The organism is Nocardioides sp. BP30, from assembly GCF_029873215.1.
Classification (GTDB): domain Bacteria; phylum Actinomycetota; class Actinomycetes; order Propionibacteriales; family Nocardioidaceae; genus Nocardioides.
Map to the genome: position 1 here is coordinate 2,676,154 of NZ_CP123620.1, position 18,460 is coordinate 2,694,613.

Consider the following 18,460-nt stretch of genomic DNA (forward strand, 5'->3'; position numbering starts at 1 on the left):
TCGAAGCCTAGGACAGACCGCTCAGAAGGGTGGCCACGGGATCACGTGCCAGTCGGTGTCGGGCTCGGGCAGCATGCCCGCGGCGAGCAACCGGTCGCACCGGAGGGCCAGCGCCTCCAGGTCCCAGAAGGCGAGATACTCCCCCAGCAGACCGCCCTCGGGGCCCTCGAGCGCCGCCCGCACCCGCCGTACGACCTCGATCTCCTCGTCGGTCAGCGGCTCGCCCATCCAACCCCAGAGCACGGTGCGGAGCTTGGGCTCACGGTGGAAGGTCAGGCCGTGGTCGCAGCCGTACCGGTGGCCGCCGACCATCTCCAGCACGTGTCCGCCCTTGCGATCGGCGTTGTTGGCGAGGACGTCGAAGACGGCCATCCGCCGCAGCGCGAGGGTGTCCTCGTGGACCAGCGAGACCGGTTCGTCGCGCGCACCGACGCCGTCGAAGACGTGCAGGTAGCCGGCCGGCACCCGGCCGCCTGGCACCAGGGTGACGGCCTCCTGTGCCGGGTCCACCTCGCACCAGCGCTGCACCATGCCGATGCCGTGCGGCCCGTCGCGCAGCCACGTCTCCGGCACGACGTCCCACCCGGTGAGCTCCGAGAGCAGGTACGCCGCCACCTCCCGGTGGGCGAGATTCCCGTCCGGGAAGTCCCACAGCGGCCGCTCGCCGCGGATCGGCTTGTAGACGACGGCCGTCTCCGTCCCCGCCGCCGAGCGCAGCGAGGCCAGGAACGTCGCGTTCGAGGCGCTGGTGATGCGACCGTGCAGGACCAGCTCCTCGTCGTCCCGTTCGGGAACGGGTTCGCTCATGGCCGCCATGTCCTGTGGCTCACTGGTCGTCGGCGATGCGTCGCTTGAAGCCGTTGGCCCGTACGCAGAGGTGACCGTTGGGATCGATCGGTCCGCCGCAGAAGGGGCAGGAGGGCCGGCCGGCGTCGACGACGAGCGCCGCACGCTTGACGAAGGCCCGCGCGTGCGCCGGCTCCAGCCGGACCAGCATCATCTCGTCCGGCTCCGCGTCGTCGGACTCCTCGGGGACCGCGGTCTCCTCGCCTCCGGTCAGGGTCTCCTCGACCGGGAAGATCTCGATCACGACCCGCTCGTCGTCGGGGTCCCAGGAGAGCGTCATCGTGCCGACGCGGAACTCCTCGGCGATCGGCTGCTCGAGCGGGCCGTTGTCGTCCAGCCCGTACGGCGCCACCGCCGGCACCACCGAGCTGGCCTCGCGCATGACGTCGTCGAGCAGCTCGTCGACGCGCTCGGCGAGGACGGCCACCTGCTGCTTCTCGAGCGCGACGCTGACCACCAGGGTGCCGACGCGTGCCTGCAGGAAGAACGTGCGGGCGCCGGGCTCGCCGACGGTCCCGACGACGAATCGCTCGGGCGGGTCGAATGCGTGGACGACGGGCATGGCTCCAGCCTAGTGGCGGGCCGGTGCCGGCTCGCCGGGACCGGCACCGCCTCCGACCGCCGCGTCGCCACCGGCCGCCTTCGCCGTACGCCGCTTCTTCGCGGGCGGGTTGAGCCACGACAGGTCGCCGTCGTGGGTGTTGGTCGCCAGCACGAACGGCCGGGTGTCGGTGTACCGGATCACCGAGATCGAGGCCGGATCGACGTGCAGGCGCTGGAACAGGTCGAGGTGCATCCCCAGCGCGTCGGCGAGGATCGACTTGATGATGTCGCCGTGGCTGACGGCCACCCAGACGGCATCGGCGCCGTGCTCGGCGGTGAACGCGGCGTCGAGGCGTCGTACGGCGGCGACGGCGCGGGTCTGCATGGTCAGCATCGTCTCGCCCTCGGGGAACGCGACGGCCGACGGCTGGGTCTGGACCGTCCGCCACAACGGCTCCTTGGCCAGGTCCTTGAGCGCACGGCCCTGCCAGGCGCCGTAGTCGCACTCGGTGATCGCCTTCTCGACCACCAGCGGCACCGCCGGCGCGTCCTCGGGCCGCGCGGCGAGGAGCGCCCTCGAGGTCTGTCGACAGCGCTCCAGCGGACTGGTGACGACGCCGGCCAGCTTGACCGGGGCGAGCCGCTCACCGGCCTTGGCCGCCTGGCGTTGGCCGAGCTCGTCGAGCCGTACGCCGGCCGTGCGCCCGGCCAGCACACCGCTGGCGTTCGCTGTGGTGCGGCCGTGCCGGACCAGGATGAGGGTCGCCATGGGCCGAGCCTAGCCAGGGGGTCGCCCGCGCGTGGTCGGCGGGCGTGCTGCGCCTCGACACGCTCCGAGCAGCGCCTCGCCCGGCCACCCGTCGCCTACGGTGGCACCTGTGATCGTGGACTCCGCTCTGTACCGCAACGGTGAGCGCGTGGATCTCGCCTGCCACCCGCACGAGTACGGCGTCATGCGGGCCGGCGTGCACAACCCGGGCGACTTCGTCTGGCTCGGCCTCTACCGCCCGAGTGAGCGCGAGCTCGCCGAGGTGGCCGAGGCCTTCGGCCTGCACCCCCTCGCCGTCGAGGACGCGCTGACGGCGCATCAGCGCCCCAAGCTCGAGCGCTACGGCGAGGTGATGTTCCTGGTGCTCAAGACGCTCTGGTACGTCGACGCCGACGACGCGGTGGAGACCGGCGAGATCAACGTGTTCATGGGCCGTGACTTCGTGGTCACCGTCAGGCATGGTCGGGGCTCCCAGCTGGCGCCCGCGCGCCACCTGCTGGAGAGCGACGAGCGCCGGCTGCTGACCCAGGGACCGTCCTCGGCGATCTACGCGGTCGCCGACCACGTGGTGGACGGATACCTTTCGGTGATCGGCGAGCTGGTCAAGGACGTCGACGAGGTCGAGACCTCGGTCTTCTCCCCCGCTCGCACCAGCGACTCCGAGCGGATCTACAAGCTCAAGCGCGAGCTGGTCGAGGTGCGTCGCGCCGTCCTGCCGCTGCGCGACCCGATCCGGCGCTTCGCCACGGCGGAGTACGGCGAGCGCGACATCGACGACGACATCAGGCCCTTCTTCCGCGACGTGCTGGACCACCTCAACCAGGGCACCGAGTCCGTCGACTCGCTCGACTCCCTGCTGTCGTCCGCGTTCGACGCCCACGTCGCGCGGATCCAGGTCCAGCAGAACGACGACATGCGCAAGATCTCGGCCGGCGCCGCGATCATCGTCGTACCGACGCTCGTGGCCGGTGTCTACGGCATGAACTTCGAGCACATGCCCGAGCTGCACTGGCGCTTCGGCTACGCGTACGCGCTGATCCTGATGGCCTCGTCGGTGACGGCGCTGTGGTGGTGGTTCAGGCGTTCAGGTTGGTTGTAGGTTCGCGCGCCTAGCCTCGCCGGCTGTGAGGTTCTGGCTCAAGAACACCCTGTGGGTCCTCGGCTTCGTGGCAGCGTGCGCGGTGGCGATCGCCGTTCGCCTGACGGTGGTGCACCGCGAGAGTGGTGAGTGGCGACTGCGACCCTCCGCCGAGCCGATGCTGCTGCGCTTCGACGGTCACGTCTACGACCGGACCGGCCTCGACCTCCACAAGGAGCACGGCTATCTGGTGCACGGCCGCGATCTTGGCGGTGGCGACATCCTGGCACCCGCGGACTCCGGCGCGCCGGTGTCCATCCAGGTGCACAACCTCAGCCGCTTCTACCACTACCAGCTCGCCAGCTGATCAGGTCGCGCTCATCACGTCGCACTGATCACGTCGCTGTGATCACGTCGCGCTGACGACCCCGCTCGCGACCAGGATCAGCACGACGGCGCCGAGCGCGACCCGGTACGGCACGAACCGGGCGATCGAGTGGTGGCTGACGAAGCGCAGCAACCAGGCCACCGTCGCGTAGGCGACCACGAAGGCGATCAGGGTCCCCACGACCGTCTGCCCGACGGAGATGCCCTGCACGTCCTTGAGCTCGTAGAGCCCCGCCGCCAGCAGCGCCGGGATCGAGAGGAAGAAGCTGAGCCGGGTCGCGGTGACCCGGTCGAGCCCGCGGAACAGGCCGGCCGAGATGGTGGCCCCCGAGCGGGAGACACCGGGGATCAGTGCGATGCACTGGACCAGGCCGACAGCGACCGCGTCCTTCATGGTCAGCTGCCGCTCGCCGCGGTCCTGCCGCGCGACCCGCTCGGCCCAGACCATCACGACGCTCCAGCCGATCAGGGCACCGCCGACCCACCACAGCGAGCGCAGCGGGCCCGAGACCAGGTCCTTCGCCACCAGCCCCACGATGCCGATCGGGATGGTGCCGACGATGGCGTACCAGCCCATCCGGTACTCCTGGGTGCCACGCTGCTGTGGCTTGAGCAGGCCGACGCACCAGCCCCGGACGATGGCGACGATGTCGCGCAGGAAGTACAGGATGACCGCCGCGATGGCGCCCATCTGGATGACCGCCGTGTACGCGGTGACCGCGTCGTCGTCGATCTGCAGTCCCAGGATCTTCTCGGCGATGGTCAGGTGGCCGGTGCTGGAGACCGGGAGGAACTCGGTGAGCCCCTCGACGATGCCCAGCACGACGGAGTCCAGATAGTTCATCGATCACTTTCGGGTCTGCGGAAGGTCGCCTGAAGCCTAGGGGGTCACAGCTCCGGCGAGCCTGGAAGCAACCTCGTCAGCGTGCCGACTATCTTCTTCCGCATGCAACAGCGCGCCGTCGGGGAGTCCGGTCTGAAGGTGTCCTCCCTGGGACTGGGCACCATGACGTGGGGACGCGACACCGACGAGCACGAGGCCCGCGACCAGTTGATCGCCTTCGCCGAGGCCGGGGGCACCCTGGTCGACACTGCGGCCGGCTACGCCGACGGGGCCTCCGAGCAGCTGCTCGGCTCGCTCATCGGTGACGTGATGGCACGCGACGAGATCGTCCTCGCGACCAAGGCCGGCATCTCGCGGCGCAGCGGCTCGCGTCAGGTCGACACCAGCAGGCGCGGCCTGCTCGACGGGCTCGAGGCCTCCCTGCGCCGCCTCGGTACCGACCACGTCGATCTGTGGCAGGTGCACGTCTGGTCCGACGAGACGCCGTTGGAGGAGACGCTCGCCACCCTGGACCATGCCGTCACCACCGGTCGGGCACGCTACGTCGGGATCTCCAACTACGCCGGCTGGCAGACCGCCCAGGCCGCCACCTGGCAGCGCGCGGTCCCCGGCCGCGCGCGGCTGGTCAGCACGCAGGTGCAGTACTCACTCCTCGCCCGCGAGGTCGAGTACGACGTCGTGCCCGCCGCGGAAGCCCTCGGCCTGGGCATCTTCCCCTGGTCACCGTTGGCCGGCGGAGTGCTCACCGGCAAGTACCGCACGGGCACGCCCTCGGACTCGCGCGGCGCCCGCTCGGACTTCGCCGGCCGGGTCGACGCCTACCTCGACGAGCGTGGGCGCGGCATCGTCGAGGCGGTGGCCCGCGCAGCCGACGGGCTCGGCTGGACTGCTCAGCAGGTGGCCCTCGCCTGGGTCCGTGACCGGCCGCTGGTGACAGCACCGATCGTCGGTGCCCGGACGGCGGCCCAGCTACAGTCGGCCCTCGGCGTCGTCGATCTCACCCTTCCGGCGGAGATCGCCAGCGCCCTGGACGACGTTTCGGCAGACTGAAGAGGCCTGTCGCCGACCGCCCCGAAGGAGGAGCCTCTCCCGATGAGCAATCACGATCGCCGTACGCCGCGCCCCGGTGTGGAGTGGGAGTTCGACAAGATCAGCTTCAGTCGCGACTTCTCGCGCAACGTGGTGACCAAACTCCTGGTCGAGCGCGCCGAGCAGGGTGGCTGGGAGCTGGATCGGGTCCGGATCAGTTCCGACGGCATCCGCCGCGTGATCCTGCGGCGCAAGATCATCCGCGCCGTCCGCACCGCCTGATCGCCGCGGTCACGGCTGCGTGCGTCCCCTCCGGCCGATTTGCGACAGACAACCGGTCGGGGCTCCCCGACCGGGCGGTTGTTCCCTACCCTTGCGGTGATGCCTCGCCCACCGAGCCGCCCACCGACCCGCTCCCGCCGTCGCGATCGCCCGTCCGCGCCGGTCGTCGATGTGTCGGCGTGGCACCGGATCGGCGTCATCGGCGCTGTCGGCATCGGGCTGGTCGGACTGCTGGCGTCAGCCTCGACCCACGAGCTCGACAGCGGCTCGTGGGCCTACTACGGCGCGGCCGTCGCATTGACGGTCGCGGTCTGGCTGCTGGTGCATCGTCTGCGCGCCCCGTGGGCGCTGCTGTGCTGGCCGCTGATGGCCCTGCTCGGCCTCGTCGGCGTCTCCTTCTCCGCGCCCGTCGCGGCGACCCTGTGCATGGGCTCGGCCGTCCTGGGATTCCTCTTCGCCGGCCTCACCCAGGCGCGCGGTGTCTCCCTCGTCCTGCTGCCGCCGACGCTGGCGACCTTCGTCCGGGTCAACCACTCGGTGCCGGCTCAACAGCTCGGCGTGCGCCTCGGCATCGCGCTGGTCGTCTGGATAGCTGCCGGCGAGCTGCCGGCGTGGCTGAACGCGAAGCTGAGCTCGGCCCGGGCGGACCTCGAGCGGCTGGCCGCGACGGATCCGCTCACCGGGCTGGCCAACAGGCGGTACTGGGACGCGCAGGTCGGCCGGATGCTCGGCCAGCGGACGTCCTTCGCCGTGCTGCTGGTCGACCTGGACCACTTCAAGCTCTTCAACGACGCGCATGGCCACCTGGCCGGGGACGAGATGCTGATCGCCTTCGCCCGGGTCATCGACGAGAACGCTCCCGAGGCGGCCGTGCGCGCCCGCTGGGGCGGGGAGGAGTTCGCGCTGGCGGTGCAGGACGTCGCAGAGGCGCCGCAGATCGCCGAGCGGATCCGCCGCGCCGTACCGCTGGGACAGACCTGCTCGATCGGGCTCGTCGCCCAGCGACCCGGCGAGACGTTGCCCGGCCTCATGCTCCGTGCGGACGAGGCGCTCTACCAGGCCAAGTCGGCGGGCCGCGACCGCGTCGTCGCTGCCTGAGCCGGTCGCCCGAGACGATCGCCCGAGACGATCGCCGGGACCGATCGTCCCGGCGGGGACGGCCGGCGCGGGTCAGGCCTCGTCGAGGAACCGGTCCATCACCCGGGCGCCGAACTCGAGGGCGTCGGTGGGGACACGCTCGTCGACGCCGTGGAAGAGGCCGGTGAAGTCGAGGTCCTCGGGCAGCCGCAGCGGTGCGAACCCGAAGGTCTTGATGCCCAGCTTGGTGAAGTGCTTGGCGTCCGTCCCGGCCGACATCAGGTACGGCGCCACCGCGGCCCCAGGATCCTCGGCTAGCAGCGAGCGCGTCATCACATCGACCAGCCGCCCCTCGTACGGCGTCTCCCACGGCTTCTGGTTCGACACGAAGTCGATGTCCACGCCCTCGCCGCACAGCCGCGCCAGCTCGGCGAAGAACTCGTCCTCGTAGCCGGGTAGGAAGCGCCCGTCCACGTGCGCTGTCGCCTCCGTCGGGATGACGTTGACCTTGTAGCCCGCATCCAGCATCGTCGGGTTGGTGACGTGGCTCAGGGTCGCGCCGATCATCCGGGCGGCGGGACCGAACTCCTCGATCAGGGTCTGCGCGTTCTCCGGCGTCGCCTCGGTGCCGACCAGCTCCGCGACGGCGGCCAGCAGCGTCTGCATCGTGGGCGTGAGCTGAACCGGCCACTCGTGGGCGCCGATCCGTGCCACCGCCGCCGCGAGCCGGGCGACCGCGTTGTCGCGGTTGATCATCGAGCCGTGTCCGGCGGTCCCCCGCGCGGTCAGCCGCATCCAGGCCATGCCCTTCTCGGCCGCCTCGATCAGGTAGAGGCGCCGGCCACGGATGGTGGTGCTGAACCCACCGACCTCGCCGATCCCCTCGGTGACCCCGTCGAACTCCTCGGGCATCTCCTCGACGAGCTTCTGCGCACCGAGGTGGCCGCCGGCCTCCTCGTCGGCGGTGAACGCGAGGACGACCCGACGAGCGGGCGGCCGGCCCGCGCGCTGCCGGGCCCGCACCACGCTGAGCACCATCGCGTCGAAGTCCTTCATGTCGACGGCTCCGCGGCCCCAGACGTAACCGTCCTGGACCGCCCCGGCGAACGGGTCGACCTGCCAGTCGGCAGCCTCGGCGGGCACCACGTCGAGATGGCCGTGGATCAGCAGCGCCGGCCGACCGTCGGGCGCGTCCTCGCCCCAGTGCGCGACCAGCGACGTCCGGCCCGTCGCCGACTCGTGCAGCCGCGACGAGACGCCCACCTCGTCCAACAGACCGGCGACGTACTCGGCGGCCTTGCGCTCCCCGGGTCCGGAGTCGTCGCCGAAGTTGGAGGTGTCGATCCGGATCAGGTCGCGGGCGATCTCGACGACCTCGTCGTGCGCCGAAGGGACAGAGGGGGTGGCCATGTGCTTACGCTATCGGGTCGTCGTGACAGCAAAGTCATGTAATACAGTTTGGATACTATGTCTAACGTCTACGTCCGCTCCTACCAAGCCGCGACCGCCAATCCCGATGCCTACCAGCAGTGGCAGCAGAACCTCTTCGGCGACAACCTGGGCAACCTCCTCTACACCTACGCGGTGGAGCGACAGCTCTCCTCGAGCGGCAACGTCGTGCAGCCCGGCCCCACGCGTGGGCAGCGCCTGGACCCGGGCTGGTACCACGAGCACGTCGACCACCTGGTCATCCCGCTCGCCAACGCGTTCCGCTGGACCTTCCGCGAGCGACTCGACACGCTCAGCGAGCTGATCGAGCGCCTGCGCATCCCGGTCACCGTGATCGGCGTCGGCGCACAGGCCAGCGCCGCCGGGGAGTGGAACGCCGACCACGCCACCCAGATCGACGCCTCGGTGAAGCGCTTCGTCGGCGCGTTGCTGGAACGCGGCCCCTCGATCGGGGTGCGCGGCGAGTTCACCAGCGACTACCTGATCGGACTGGGCTTCCCCACCGACACGGTCGACATCATCGGCTGCCCCTCGATGTTCCTGCGCGGCGGCGACCTCACCCTGCGCCCGCTGCCCGATCTCACCGACGACTCCCCCATCGCCCTGAACCTCTCGCCGTACGTCAGCGAGATGGGTCCGATCATCGAGCACAACCTCGCCCGCTACGACCGGCTGGACTACGTCGCTCAGGACCTGCAGACCCTCGGCCTGCTGCTCGGCGAGCCGTACGACGGAAAGGGCGCCGGGGACCCGTTGCTCCCCACCGGCCCCGAGCACCCGCTCGTCGCCGGCGGGCGGGCCTGGATGGCGCTCAACGCAACGACCTGGCTACGCGAGCTGGCCCGGTACGACTTCAGCTTCGGCACCCGGATCCACGGCAACATCGCGGCCCTCCTCGCCGGTACGCCGGCGTACGTACTGGCTCACGACTCGCGCACGCTGGAGCTCGCGCGCTACCACCAGATCCCGCACCTGGTGGTCCGCTCGCTCGGCGACCCTGCGCTCGCCGACGCAGCGACGCTGGCCGCCGGCGCCGACTACGGCCCCACCGTCAGCGGTCATGCCGAGCGGTTCGAGCGCTACGTCGCCTACCTCGACCGGCACGGCCTGGACCACATCTTCGCGCCGGGCCAGACCGGCGCCTCCTTCGATGACGCCGTCGCCGCGGTGGACTTCCACCCCGCGGTGCGCGCCGGCGTACCGGTACCGCGCCTCGGGCGGCCCGGTCGCCCGTCGCAGCGACCGTCCCTGGCATCGCGGATCGCCGCGCGGCTGCGCCGCTGACCTGTCAGTCGGTGGCGATCGCCGCGGTACTGGCGCCGGTCACCGTGATCAGGTCGGCCGGAGCCAGTTCGAGCTGCAGCCCCCGTCGCCCGGCGCTCACGAAGACCGTCTCGAACGCCGAGGCACTCTCGTCGACGACCGTGGGCAACGGCGTGCGCTGCCCGATCGGCGAGATGCCACCCAGCACGTACCCGCTGCTCCGGGTGGCGGCGGCGGGGTCGGCCATCTCGGCGCGTTTGGCGCCGCATGCCCGTGCCAGCGCCTTGAGGTCGAGGTGCTGCGCGACAGGCACGACGGCGACCGTCAGCCGGCCGCCCACCTGCGCGACGAGGGTCTTGAAGATGCGGCCGCGATCGACCCCGAGCAGCGCGGCTGCCTCCTCGCCGTACGCGCGAGCGCCCTCGTCGTGCTCGTAGGGGTGGAGCGTGAAGGAGACCCCGGCCCGGGTCAGGGCGATCGTCGCCGGGGTGCCGCTGGATGCCTTCGCCACGGCGCGAGCATGCCATGGACGGGCCGCGTCCGTCCGCTCGTCCCGTGCGGCCGACACGGGGGTGCTCGCGTTCCGGGTACCGCCAGGGCCTCCCGGGAGTTGAGCCCCCGTGCCACCGTGGTGGGCGTGGAACCCATCGAGAACCAACCGACCCTGACCCTCAACAACGGCGTGAGCATGCCCGCCCTGGGCCTCGGCGTCTTCCAGAGTCCGCCCGAGGAGACCGCAGCGGCCGTCGCGACAGCGCTCGGCATCGGCTACCGGCACATCGACACGGCGGCGGCGTACGGCAACGAGCGCGAGGTGGGCGAGGGCCTGCGCCGCGCCGGGGTGGACCGCGGCGATGTCTTCCTCGAGACCAAGGTGTGGGTCAGCGACTACGGCTACGACGAGACGCTGCACGCGTACGAGAAGGCGGCTGCCAAGCTGGGCGTCGACCAGCTCGACCTGCTCATCCTGCACCAGCCGGCACCGGACCGGTTCGAACGGACCGTCGCGGCGTACAAGGCGCTGGAGACACTCCTCGCCGACGGCAGGGTGCGCGCGATCGGCGTCAGCAACTTCATGCCGCACCACCTCGACCGGCTCCTGGCGGAGACCGAGATCGTCCCGGCGGTCAACCAGATCGAGCTGCACCCCTACTTCACCCAGCCGGAGGTGCGGCGCGCCGATGCCGAACACGGCATCCTCGACCAGGCCTGGTCACCGATCGGCGGCATCACGTTCTACCCGGGCTGGGGCGAGCAGCGCCGCAGCGTGATGGAGGACGACACCTTGCTCGAGATCGCCGCCCAGCACGAGCGATCCGCTGCTCAGGTGATGCTTCGCTGGCACCTGCAGCAGGGCCGTTCGGCCATCCCGAAGTCGACCGACCCCGGCCGCATCCGGCAGAACTTCGAGGTCTTCGACTTCGCCCTCAGCAGCGAGGAGCTGGCCCGCATCGACGCCCTCGACCGCGGGGTGCGCAACGGGCCCGACCCCGACGTCGCCCGGCCGGAGCGCTTCGACATGCCGATCCCGGAGGCCTAGGCCGCCACCGCCGGACCCGGTCCGGAACCGGTCCGGAACCGGTCCGGACCCATCCGGACCCATCGGCGCCCCGTTGCCGGGTCCGGCCGGCCTCAGGCGACCTCTCGCCGGTGCCGCCCCTCAGCCTGGAGGGCCATCCGCTCCGCCGCCAGCCGCCAGGCCACTCGGCCGACATCCTCGCGCTCGGCGGCGTCCAGCGTCCGGCCGTACTGCTCCTCGATCTCCCGGATCAGACCGGCGTGGACGGCGGACAGGATCCGGCGCACCGTCGCCTCCCCCTCCTGCGTCAGCACGAACCCACCGTCGCCGCCGGAGAGCAACCCCTGCTCGAGAGCATCGTCCAGGCTGGGCCGCAGCACCGCCGGCGGAAGCAGGTGGCGCCGAGCCATCTGCTCGATGGTCGGCGGCTCGTGGTGGCGGTAGGTGTGCACGGCCGTCTCCATCACCGCCCACACCATCGCGTCCTCGGGGATGTCGTCGCGGGACAGGATGCGGTCACGGATGGCCACGGCGCGGCGGCTGCGCACGACGCTGACGACCTGCGCCTCCAGCTGTTCGCTGCTGCTGCGGTCGTCAGGCATGCCGAAGCCCCGGCCGACCTCGTTCGCAGTCGGCGCCACCAGCCCGCGCAGCGGCACCTGCTTGAGGAAGAGTGCGAGCACCATCGCCAGGGCCGCGAGCGGAATCGCTGCGCTGAAGACGATCTGGAACGAGTCGGCGTACGCCGTACGGATGATGTCGGCCGCGCTCGAGGCGATGCCGTTCAGCGCGTCGGGCGTCGAGATCGTGCTGGGAGCGACGCCGGTGCGGGCGAGGGCGCCGGGCAGCCGGTCACCGAGCGCGTTCGTGTAGACGCTGCCCAGCACGGCCGCGCCGAAGGTGCTGCCCATCGTCCGGAAGAAGCTCACCGCCGACGTCGCGACGCCCAGATCCGCGTAGGCGACGGTGTTCTGCACGATCAGCACCAGCACCTGCATGGACAGGCCGATCCCGATCCCGAGGACGAACATCGCGATCGAGGTGGACCAGATGCCGGAGTGCTGGTCGAGCCGGGAGAGCAGGAACGCTCCGACCGCCATCACCGCGCCACCCACGATCGGGAAGATCTTGTAGCGGCCGGTGGTCGAGACGGTGTTGCCGGCCAGGACGGAGGCGATCAGCAGGCCGACCACCATCGGGAAGGTGCGTACGCCGGACCCCGTGGCCGAGACCCCGAGGCAGTACTGCAGGAAGGTCGGCAGGTAGGTCATCGTCCCCATCAGCGCGAACCCGACGATGAAGCTCAGCACGCAGCTGACGGTGAACACGTTCCCGCGGAAGAGCCGCAGCGGAAGGATGGGACTGGCGGCACGCGACTCGGCCCACACGAAGAGGCAGAGGGCGATCACCGCCCCGACGAACATCCCGATGATCTGGACCGAGGCCCAGGGGTACTCGGTGCCGCCCCACGTGGTGCCCAGGACCAGCAGGGTCGACGCGAGGGTGATCCAGGTGATCCCCCAGTAGTCGATCTGCGGGCGAGCATCGGACCGCACCGACGGCAGCAGCTTCACAGCGGCCACCAGGATGATCACGGCGATCGGGACGTTGATGTAGAACACCCAGCGCCACGACAGGTGGTCGGTGAACACCCCACCGAGAAAGGGCCCGATCACGGTGGTCACGCCGAAGACAGCACCGAGCGCACCCTGGTACTTGCCGCGGTCACGCAGCGGGATGATGTCGGCGATCATCGCGGTGGCGGTCACGGTCAGGCCACCGCCGCCCAGGCCCTGGATCGCCCGCGCCACGATCAGCCAGACCATCGATCCGCTCGCACCCGCGAGGGCCGAGGAGCCGACGAAGACGACGATCGAGACCATGAAGAGCGTCTTGCGCCCGTAGAGGTCACCGAGCTTGCCGCCCAGCGCCGTCGCCACGGTCTCGGTCAACATGTACGCCGTGACGACCCACGACAGGTGACTCGCCCCACCGAGGTCGCCGACGATCGTGGGGAGCGCGGTCGACACGATCGTGCTGTCGAGCGCGGCCAGCAACATGCCGCCTGCGATCAGGGAGAACGCCAGGATGCGCGCCGTGCCCTGCAGGGTGGCCCCGGAGTCCTGCGGGGCGAGCTCCTCGACCGTGGTCGCCGTCACAACCGCCACCCTAGTCACGGGCGGTGGTCCTCGGACAGGGTGAACTTCGGTGGCTGTCGGTTCTTCGAGGATGTCGAGGCGTCATCGTGTGACCGTCGAGGCGTCGGGTTGTTCGGCTCGAGTCGGGCCTGCGTCCGGGTTGAGTCGGGCCTCCAGCGCGACTGGGTGTTCGGGGGTCGGTGCAAGGAAAAACGAAAAGCGTGGGCCAGTCCCAGCGTGGCCCGGTGTCTTGGCTGGGTCGAGTGCCTTGAGCACAGTTGCGTCGGGCCACCATGGCTGTGATCCAGTACGACGAGATTGCCGCGCTGGTCTGGTTGTGAGAAGAGGGTTGACCACACACATCCGACCACCTAGGCTTCGAACATGCGTTCGAACTGATCTCTCTCGGTGGTGGTCCCCATGCATCAGATCCAGGCGACACTCGCCACGATCGCTGCTGCCCTCGACGATGCGTCCGACGCCAATCCCGTCTTCTTAGGACCGGAGAGAAGAGAGACGTGCTCGCCGCGCTGATGCGGTCCCGGGCGCGGCTCGAGGAGCTGTACCTGCGCGTGATCGCTTCCGCGGACGACGTGGCCGATGAGGTTGGTGCCCGCGATGTCGCAGCCTGGCTGATCGCGCAGCAGCGGGTCGAGAGTCCCGCCGCGCACGCCGCCCTTCGGTTGGCCCGGGAGTTGGAGGCTCGGCCGGTGGTCCGGGCAAGGCTCGCGCAGGGTCGGTTCAGTCTTGAGCACGCCCGCGTCATCCTCCGTGGGCTGGAGGACCTGCCCGACGACCTCGATCCCGAGATCCTCGCCCAGGCAGAGGTCACCCTGTGCGACCTCGCGCGTGAGCACCGGCCCAAGGACCTGCGCCGCCTCGCCAGCCACCTGTTGGCGGTCGTCGCCCCCGACGTTGCCGAAGCCGCCGAGGCCGCAGCGATCCAGCGGTTAGAAGAGACTGCGAACGCGAAGGCCACGTTGTCGATCACCGACCAAGGTGACGGGACGACCCGGATCCACGGCATCGTGCCCGAGGTCGTGGGTCACCGGTTGCGGACCTACCTGCAGGCCTACACCCAGCCCCGGGTAGCGGCCCTGGAGGCCGACGGCCGGGTCCAGCCTCGGAGCCGGTTGCTCGCGCACGCGTTCGCCCAGCTCCTGGAGAACACCGACCCCACCCGACTGCCCGCCCATGGGGGTGATGCGACGACGGTGGTGGTGACCATGACGCTGGACCAGCTGCGGGCAGGTCTGGGTGTTGCGTGGCTCGATGACGGCACCCCGATCAGCACCGGGGAGACCCGCCGGCTGGCGTGCACCGCGGGGATCATCCCCGCCGTCCTCGGCGGCAACTCCGAACCCCTCGATCTGGGCCGAACCCGAAGACTCTTCACCCCAACCCAGCGCAAGGCCCTCGCCCTGCGAGACAAGCACTGCCGAGCAGAAGGCTGCACCGTCCCCGCACCCTGGTGCGACGCACACCACGACCAACCCTGGAGCCACGGCGGCCACACCAACCTCGCCCACGGATCCCTCCTCTGCGGCCACCACCACCGCCGAGGCCACGACCCCACCTACGAAACCACCCGACTACCCGACGGGCGCTACCGCTTCCAACGCCGGGCCGGCTTCGCCGATCGACTCACCGAGGCTCAGGGCGCGAGGTAGAGCTTTCGCAGCCTTTCGCCGATCGTCCAGGTCGTCCTGTCGCCGGCGTGCAGCTGCACCAAGGCGCCCGGCGCCAACTCGATGACGCTGCCGTCCTCGAAGGCGATCTCTCCGCGCCCCTGCAGCACGAGGAAGAGCTCGTCCTGCTCGACGTCCACGTCGCTGCCGGGGCCGGCCTCCCAGATGCCGAACGAGCCGGTGCCGATGGCCCCCAGCTCCCGGCTGGCGGTGTCGAGCGCCGCCGATCCCCCGTCGGTCTCGACACCGATGCTGGTGATGTCAGCGGCGATGAGCCGCTCGCTTGACTGATCGCTCACCTGCCGAACCCTAGTTCCGCTCCCCAGGACCGGGCGGCGTGGCCTCACATCCGGCGTACGGCGACGATCGTGACGTCGTCATCGACGGAGCGATCTCCGCCGATCGTCTGGACCAGGGTGTCGAGGTCGACGCCCTCGCGATACAGCCGCCGGACCTCCTCGAGCACGTCCGAGAGGCGGTCGTAACGTTCAAGCACGCCGTCGCTGCCCACGAGCAGCACGTCGCCGGGCCCGAGCGTGGCGGTCTGCTCCTGCCACGTCAGCCCCGGCAGGGCTCCCAGCGGCAGATCTCCGGCAGCCAGCTGCTCGTAGGAGCCGTCGGCGTGCAACAACACGGCGATGCCGTGGCCGGCGTCGACGTAGCGGAGGACGCCGGTGGCCTCGTCGAGCGCGCCGATGAAGCAGGTGGCGAAGCGCGCGGTGCGGTCGAAGTCCGTCTCCAGATCACCGGCGACCCGCGCGATGGCTGCCTCGGGGCCGTGGTGGGTGAGCGCGGCGTGCATCATGGCTCGGACACCTGCGGCGATCAGAGAGCTGGCCACCCCTTTGCCCATCACGTCGACCAGCACGATGCGCAGGCTCCCGCCCACGCGCCACCAGTCGTAGAAGTCTCCGCCGAGCTCGAGCGAGGGCAGCGAGTGTGCCGCAAGGGTGTACCCGGACACCTGCGGTGGCCGCAGGGGCAGGAGCTCGTTCTGGATCTCCCGACCGAGCTCCAGCGAGGCGCTGGTAGTCAGCTCGCGCGCGAGCATGGCACCGAGGTCGGCCAGGGCCCGGGGCACCGCCGGATCCGCGGTCCCCGCCCGTGCGGACGCGGCCCACAGCACACCTGCCTCGGCGGCATCGCCCAGGTCCAGCCGCACGCCGGTGAAGAATCGCACCTCCGGGTCGGCGAGCCGGGGGTCGGTCTGGACGTCCTCGACCAGCAGCTCCTGCTTGAGCCGGACGGCCGCCAGCAGCTCGGGACCGGGCACCGGGCCGTGCCCCACCGCCGTCGAGACTCCGTCGGGCAGCGCGATCCCCGCGACGTCGGCCTCTGTCAGGTGCAGGGTGAGCCGGAGCGCGCGGTCGAAGAGATGGCTGTTGCGGCTTTTAACGTGTTCGTCCTTCCCGAGAGGATGCCTGGTTCCCTGTGACCTGAGCGGCCACTTTTCAATCGGGGGCCGTCGGCTAGCACCCGTCAGGGATGCGAGAAGGCCCTGACCACGTCTTCCCTGGTCAGGGCCTTCTGTCAACGCGTGCGCGAGGGGGGACTTGAACCCCCACCCTCTTTTGGAGGACTAGCACCTCAAGCTAGCGCGTCTGCCTATTCCGCCACCCGCGCGTTGCGAAGAGAACGTTAGCAGCGGGGGGCCCTGGATACGAATCCGGGCCGACCTCGCTGCGAAGCGTGTCGGCTCAGGCCGGCAGGGGCGTGCCGATGCGGAACCGCACGCCCGGGATGGCGTGCACGCGCCGCCAGCCCCAGTAGACGCAGATGCCGATGGACAGGGCCGTCAGCCCGCTGGACAACGCTCCGCGAGCCAGCACGCCGGCGCCCGCTCCCCAGTGCAGCGAGTTGAAGCCGATGGCGGCGTCGAGCGCTCGGGACAGGCCCCAGATCAGGGCCACCTCGACGAAGACACGCCGCATCCGGTGGTCGGCCAGCAGCCGCTCGGGCAGCCGGACGAAGTCCTGCGCCAGCCGCTGGGTGACGGGGCGCCCGACCAGCGCTGAGCCGACGAACACCAGGCTCATCAGGATCGAGGCAGCCACCGGCTGCAGCAGGTAGAGCCACACGCTCGAGCAGGCCAGCGCGATCGTCGTCCGCACGACGAGGATCCCGACCACCAGCAGCATCGTGGACGGCACCCGGCGGCCGACGGCGAGCCGGACCAGCATCGTCAGGGCGCACCATGCCAGCACGCCGACGAGCCCCGCCGGCGTCCCGATGGTCCGCATGCAGCCGTAGAGGATGGCCGTCGGGACCAGGACGCTCTCGGCGAGCATCAGGAGGGCGCGACCGACCACTCCACCGAGATGTCCGATCTCGATCGTGTGCTCGTGCGGCTGGGAAGAGGCCATGACGTGCTCCGGGGGTCGGGGACCGTTTGAACGACTATGCCTCACGAACGCCCCGAAGAGTCTGATCGTCAGGTGATTCTCACCCAACGATTAGCCGGATGGCCCGAACGGGCCATCCGCTCCCACCGATGCGACCGTTGCGTCACCCTCAGCAGGCCGTCGCGTACGCCGCAGCGCTCAGTGCAGCGAGCCGCTGGGCGGCCAGCGCCCGCTCGGCCGGGGTGGCCTGCGGGTCGACCGCCAGCCGGGCCAGCGCCTCCATGCGGCGAGCTCGTCGAGCCGGATCGGGCGACCTGCGCTCGGATCCGGACGTCAGCCCGACGGGCAGACGGCGAACCGGGTCGACAGCGTCGGCTGGGCGTCCCATCGACCACGCCAGCCGCTGCACGGAGGCGATGGACCACTCCTCGCGCAGCGAGGCCTGCGGGATGCGGTGATCGGTGGACGGCGACATGCCCTTCTAACGGACTGCACGGCGCCGGGCTACGGCCGGATCGGTGGCCAGCGCGGGCGATCGGAGGCGGGGCGCGATACTGGCGCGGTGACCTTCACCATCGCCTTCGTCACCGGCGCGACGCCGGACAAGTGGGCCCGCGTGTGGCGCGAGCGGTCCCCGGAGCGTCTCGAGCTGGTCCCGACACCCGAGGCGCAGCAACTCGACGGTGTCCGGTCCGGCGCGACCTCGCTGGCGCTGGTGCGACTTCCGATCGATCGCGACGGGCTGCACTGCATCCCGCTCTACGAGGAGGAGCAGGTGGTAGTGGTCGGCCGGGAGCATTACCTCTCCCTCGCCGAGACCGTGACCCTGGCCGAGCTCGTCGAGGAGCAGCTGATCCTGCCGCACCGCTCCGGCTGGCGGCCCACGGCCGACCAGCTGGACTGGCCCGACATGTCGGAGAAGGACGCCGTCGAGGTCGCTGCCTCCGGAGGCGGGATCGTGGTCCTCCCCGCCTCCGTCGCCCGGCTCTTCCACCGCAAGGACGTGGTGGCGCGGCCGGTCAGCGACCTGGAGCCGACCACGGTCGGGCTCGCCTGGCGGGTCGACGACGAGGATCCTCGCGTGCAGACCTTCATCGGCATCGTGCGCGGTCGCACCGCGCGCAGCTCGCGTTCGTAGCGCGGTGGTTCCGGGGCGCGGCGGACCGGGGCGCGTGCCGAACGCGGACCTGGGTACGGGACGGAGGT

At 70.7% G+C, this 18,460-nt stretch carries 20 protein-coding genes and 1 tRNA gene; 9 read left to right on the forward strand and 12 right to left on the reverse strand.

Going from position 1 to position 18,460, the window contains the following annotated elements; translation table 11 throughout:
- Positions 1-21 precede the first annotated feature (21 nt).
- From P5P86_RS12670 to P5P86_RS12680, 3 genes are read right to left on the reverse strand one after another with little or no spacing between them, the layout of a single operon-like run.
- A complete protein-coding gene (locus P5P86_RS12670; RefSeq protein WP_280607801.1) occupies positions 22-807 on the reverse strand; it encodes an Rv2133c family protein in 786 nt (261 codons plus the stop codon).
- 19 nt (positions 808-826) lie between these two features.
- Entirely contained in the window at positions 827-1,408 is a 582-nt protein-coding gene (locus tag P5P86_RS12675; RefSeq protein WP_280607802.1) for an Rv2134c family protein, read from the reverse strand.
- 9 nt (positions 1,409-1,417) lie between these two features.
- Complete coding sequence (locus tag P5P86_RS12680; RefSeq protein ID WP_280607803.1) at positions 1,418-2,158, reverse strand: histidine phosphatase family protein; 741 nt, start codon at positions 2,156-2,158, stop codon at positions 1,418-1,420.
- 109 nt (positions 2,159-2,267) lie between these two features.
- On the opposite strand from P5P86_RS12680, the gene corA reads away from it, so the two are divergent.
- Both corA and P5P86_RS12690 read left to right on the forward strand, forming a co-directional pair.
- Complete coding sequence (corA, locus tag P5P86_RS12685; protein ID WP_280607804.1) at positions 2,268-3,257, forward strand: magnesium/cobalt transporter CorA; 990 nt, start codon at positions 2,268-2,270, stop codon at positions 3,255-3,257.
- 25 nt (positions 3,258-3,282) lie between these two features.
- Entirely contained in the window at positions 3,283-3,603 is a 321-nt protein-coding gene (locus P5P86_RS12690) for a hypothetical protein (protein ID WP_280607805.1), read from the forward strand.
- A 42-nt stretch (positions 3,604-3,645) separates the two neighbouring features.
- On the opposite strand, the gene P5P86_RS12695 is transcribed toward P5P86_RS12690, so the two are convergent.
- Entirely contained in the window at positions 3,646-4,467 is an 822-nt protein-coding gene (locus P5P86_RS12695) for an undecaprenyl-diphosphate phosphatase (protein WP_280607806.1), read from the reverse strand.
- Between the two features lie 102 nt (positions 4,468-4,569).
- Here P5P86_RS12695 and P5P86_RS12700 point away from each other — a divergent pair, with 102 nt between their 5' ends.
- The 3 genes from P5P86_RS12700 (at position 4,570) to P5P86_RS12710 (ending at position 6,876) form a co-directional block, all read left to right on the forward strand.
- Positions 4,570-5,517, forward strand: a complete 948-nt coding sequence (locus tag P5P86_RS12700) for an aldo/keto reductase (protein ID WP_280611257.1) — start codon at positions 4,570-4,572, stop codon at positions 5,515-5,517.
- 42 nt (positions 5,518-5,559) lie between these two features.
- Positions 5,560-5,778, forward strand: a complete 219-nt coding sequence (locus P5P86_RS12705) for a DUF5703 family protein (RefSeq protein ID WP_280607807.1) — start codon at positions 5,560-5,562, stop codon at positions 5,776-5,778.
- A gap of 99 nt (positions 5,779-5,877) precedes the next feature.
- A complete protein-coding gene (locus tag P5P86_RS12710) occupies positions 5,878-6,876 on the forward strand; it encodes a GGDEF domain-containing protein (RefSeq protein WP_280607808.1) in 999 nt (332 codons plus the stop codon).
- A 72-nt stretch (positions 6,877-6,948) separates the two neighbouring features.
- On the opposite strand, the gene P5P86_RS12715 is transcribed toward P5P86_RS12710, so the two are convergent.
- The gene (locus P5P86_RS12715) at positions 6,949-8,265 is read right to left on the reverse strand and encodes a M20/M25/M40 family metallo-hydrolase (RefSeq protein ID WP_280607809.1); all 1,317 of its coding nucleotides are present in this window, start codon (positions 8,263-8,265) and stop codon (positions 6,949-6,951) included.
- Between the two features lie 57 nt (positions 8,266-8,322).
- On the opposite strand from P5P86_RS12715, the gene P5P86_RS12720 reads away from it, so the two are divergent.
- Positions 8,323-9,588 (forward strand): polysaccharide pyruvyl transferase family protein, encoded by a 1,266-nt coding sequence (locus tag P5P86_RS12720; RefSeq protein ID WP_280607810.1) that lies wholly within the window; start codon positions 8,323-8,325, stop codon positions 9,586-9,588.
- 4 nt (positions 9,589-9,592) lie between these two features.
- On the opposite strand, the gene ybaK is transcribed toward P5P86_RS12720, so the two are convergent.
- The gene (gene ybaK, locus P5P86_RS12725; protein ID WP_280607811.1) at positions 9,593-10,078 is read right to left on the reverse strand and encodes a Cys-tRNA(Pro) deacylase; all 486 of its coding nucleotides are present in this window, start codon (positions 10,076-10,078) and stop codon (positions 9,593-9,595) included.
- 126 nt (positions 10,079-10,204) lie between these two features.
- Here ybaK and P5P86_RS12730 point away from each other — a divergent pair, with 126 nt between their 5' ends.
- On the forward strand, positions 10,205-11,107 hold the full coding sequence (locus P5P86_RS12730; RefSeq protein WP_280607812.1) for an aldo/keto reductase: 903 nt from the start codon (positions 10,205-10,207) through the stop codon (positions 11,105-11,107).
- Positions 11,108-11,199: 92 nt separating this feature from the next.
- Here the strand turns inward: P5P86_RS12730 and P5P86_RS12735 are convergent, their stop codons facing one another.
- Positions 11,200-13,245 carry an MDR family MFS transporter gene (locus tag P5P86_RS12735; RefSeq protein WP_280607813.1) on the reverse strand — a complete coding sequence of 682 codons (2,046 nt, stop codon included), beginning with the start codon at positions 13,243-13,245 and terminating at the stop codon, positions 11,200-11,202.
- Between the two features lie 497 nt (positions 13,246-13,742).
- On the opposite strand from P5P86_RS12735, the gene P5P86_RS12740 reads away from it, so the two are divergent.
- Positions 13,743-14,894, forward strand: coding sequence for an HNH endonuclease signature motif containing protein (locus P5P86_RS12740; protein WP_280607814.1), 1,152 nt, complete (start codon positions 13,743-13,745; stop codon positions 14,892-14,894).
- Here P5P86_RS12740 and P5P86_RS12745 read toward each other — a convergent pair.
- From P5P86_RS12745 to P5P86_RS12765, 5 genes are all read right to left on the reverse strand, one after another.
- On the reverse strand, positions 14,879-15,211 hold the full coding sequence (locus tag P5P86_RS12745) for a cupin domain-containing protein (protein ID WP_280607815.1): 333 nt from the start codon (positions 15,209-15,211) through the stop codon (positions 14,879-14,881). The genes P5P86_RS12740 and P5P86_RS12745 overlap by 16 nt on opposite strands.
- Positions 15,212-15,255: 44 nt before the next feature.
- Positions 15,256-16,185: a PP2C family protein-serine/threonine phosphatase gene (locus P5P86_RS12750; RefSeq protein ID WP_280607816.1), complete on the reverse strand. Its 930-nt coding sequence runs from the start codon at positions 16,183-16,185 to the stop codon at positions 15,256-15,258.
- 265 nt (positions 16,186-16,450) lie between these two features.
- Positions 16,451-16,535: transfer RNA gene (locus P5P86_RS12755), tRNA-Leu, on the reverse strand.
- Between the two features lie 74 nt (positions 16,536-16,609).
- Positions 16,610-17,275: a VC0807 family protein gene (locus P5P86_RS12760; protein WP_280607817.1), complete on the reverse strand. Its 666-nt coding sequence runs from the start codon at positions 17,273-17,275 to the stop codon at positions 16,610-16,612.
- A 148-nt stretch (positions 17,276-17,423) separates the two neighbouring features.
- The gene (locus tag P5P86_RS12765; protein WP_280607818.1) at positions 17,424-17,729 is read right to left on the reverse strand and encodes a hypothetical protein; all 306 of its coding nucleotides are present in this window, start codon (positions 17,727-17,729) and stop codon (positions 17,424-17,426) included.
- Positions 17,730-17,816: 87 nt separating this feature from the next.
- On the opposite strand from P5P86_RS12765, the gene P5P86_RS12770 reads away from it, so the two are divergent.
- A complete protein-coding gene (locus P5P86_RS12770) occupies positions 17,817-18,392 on the forward strand; it encodes a LysR family substrate-binding domain-containing protein (RefSeq protein ID WP_280607819.1) in 576 nt (191 codons plus the stop codon).
- Positions 18,393-18,460: the final 68 nt, after the last annotated feature.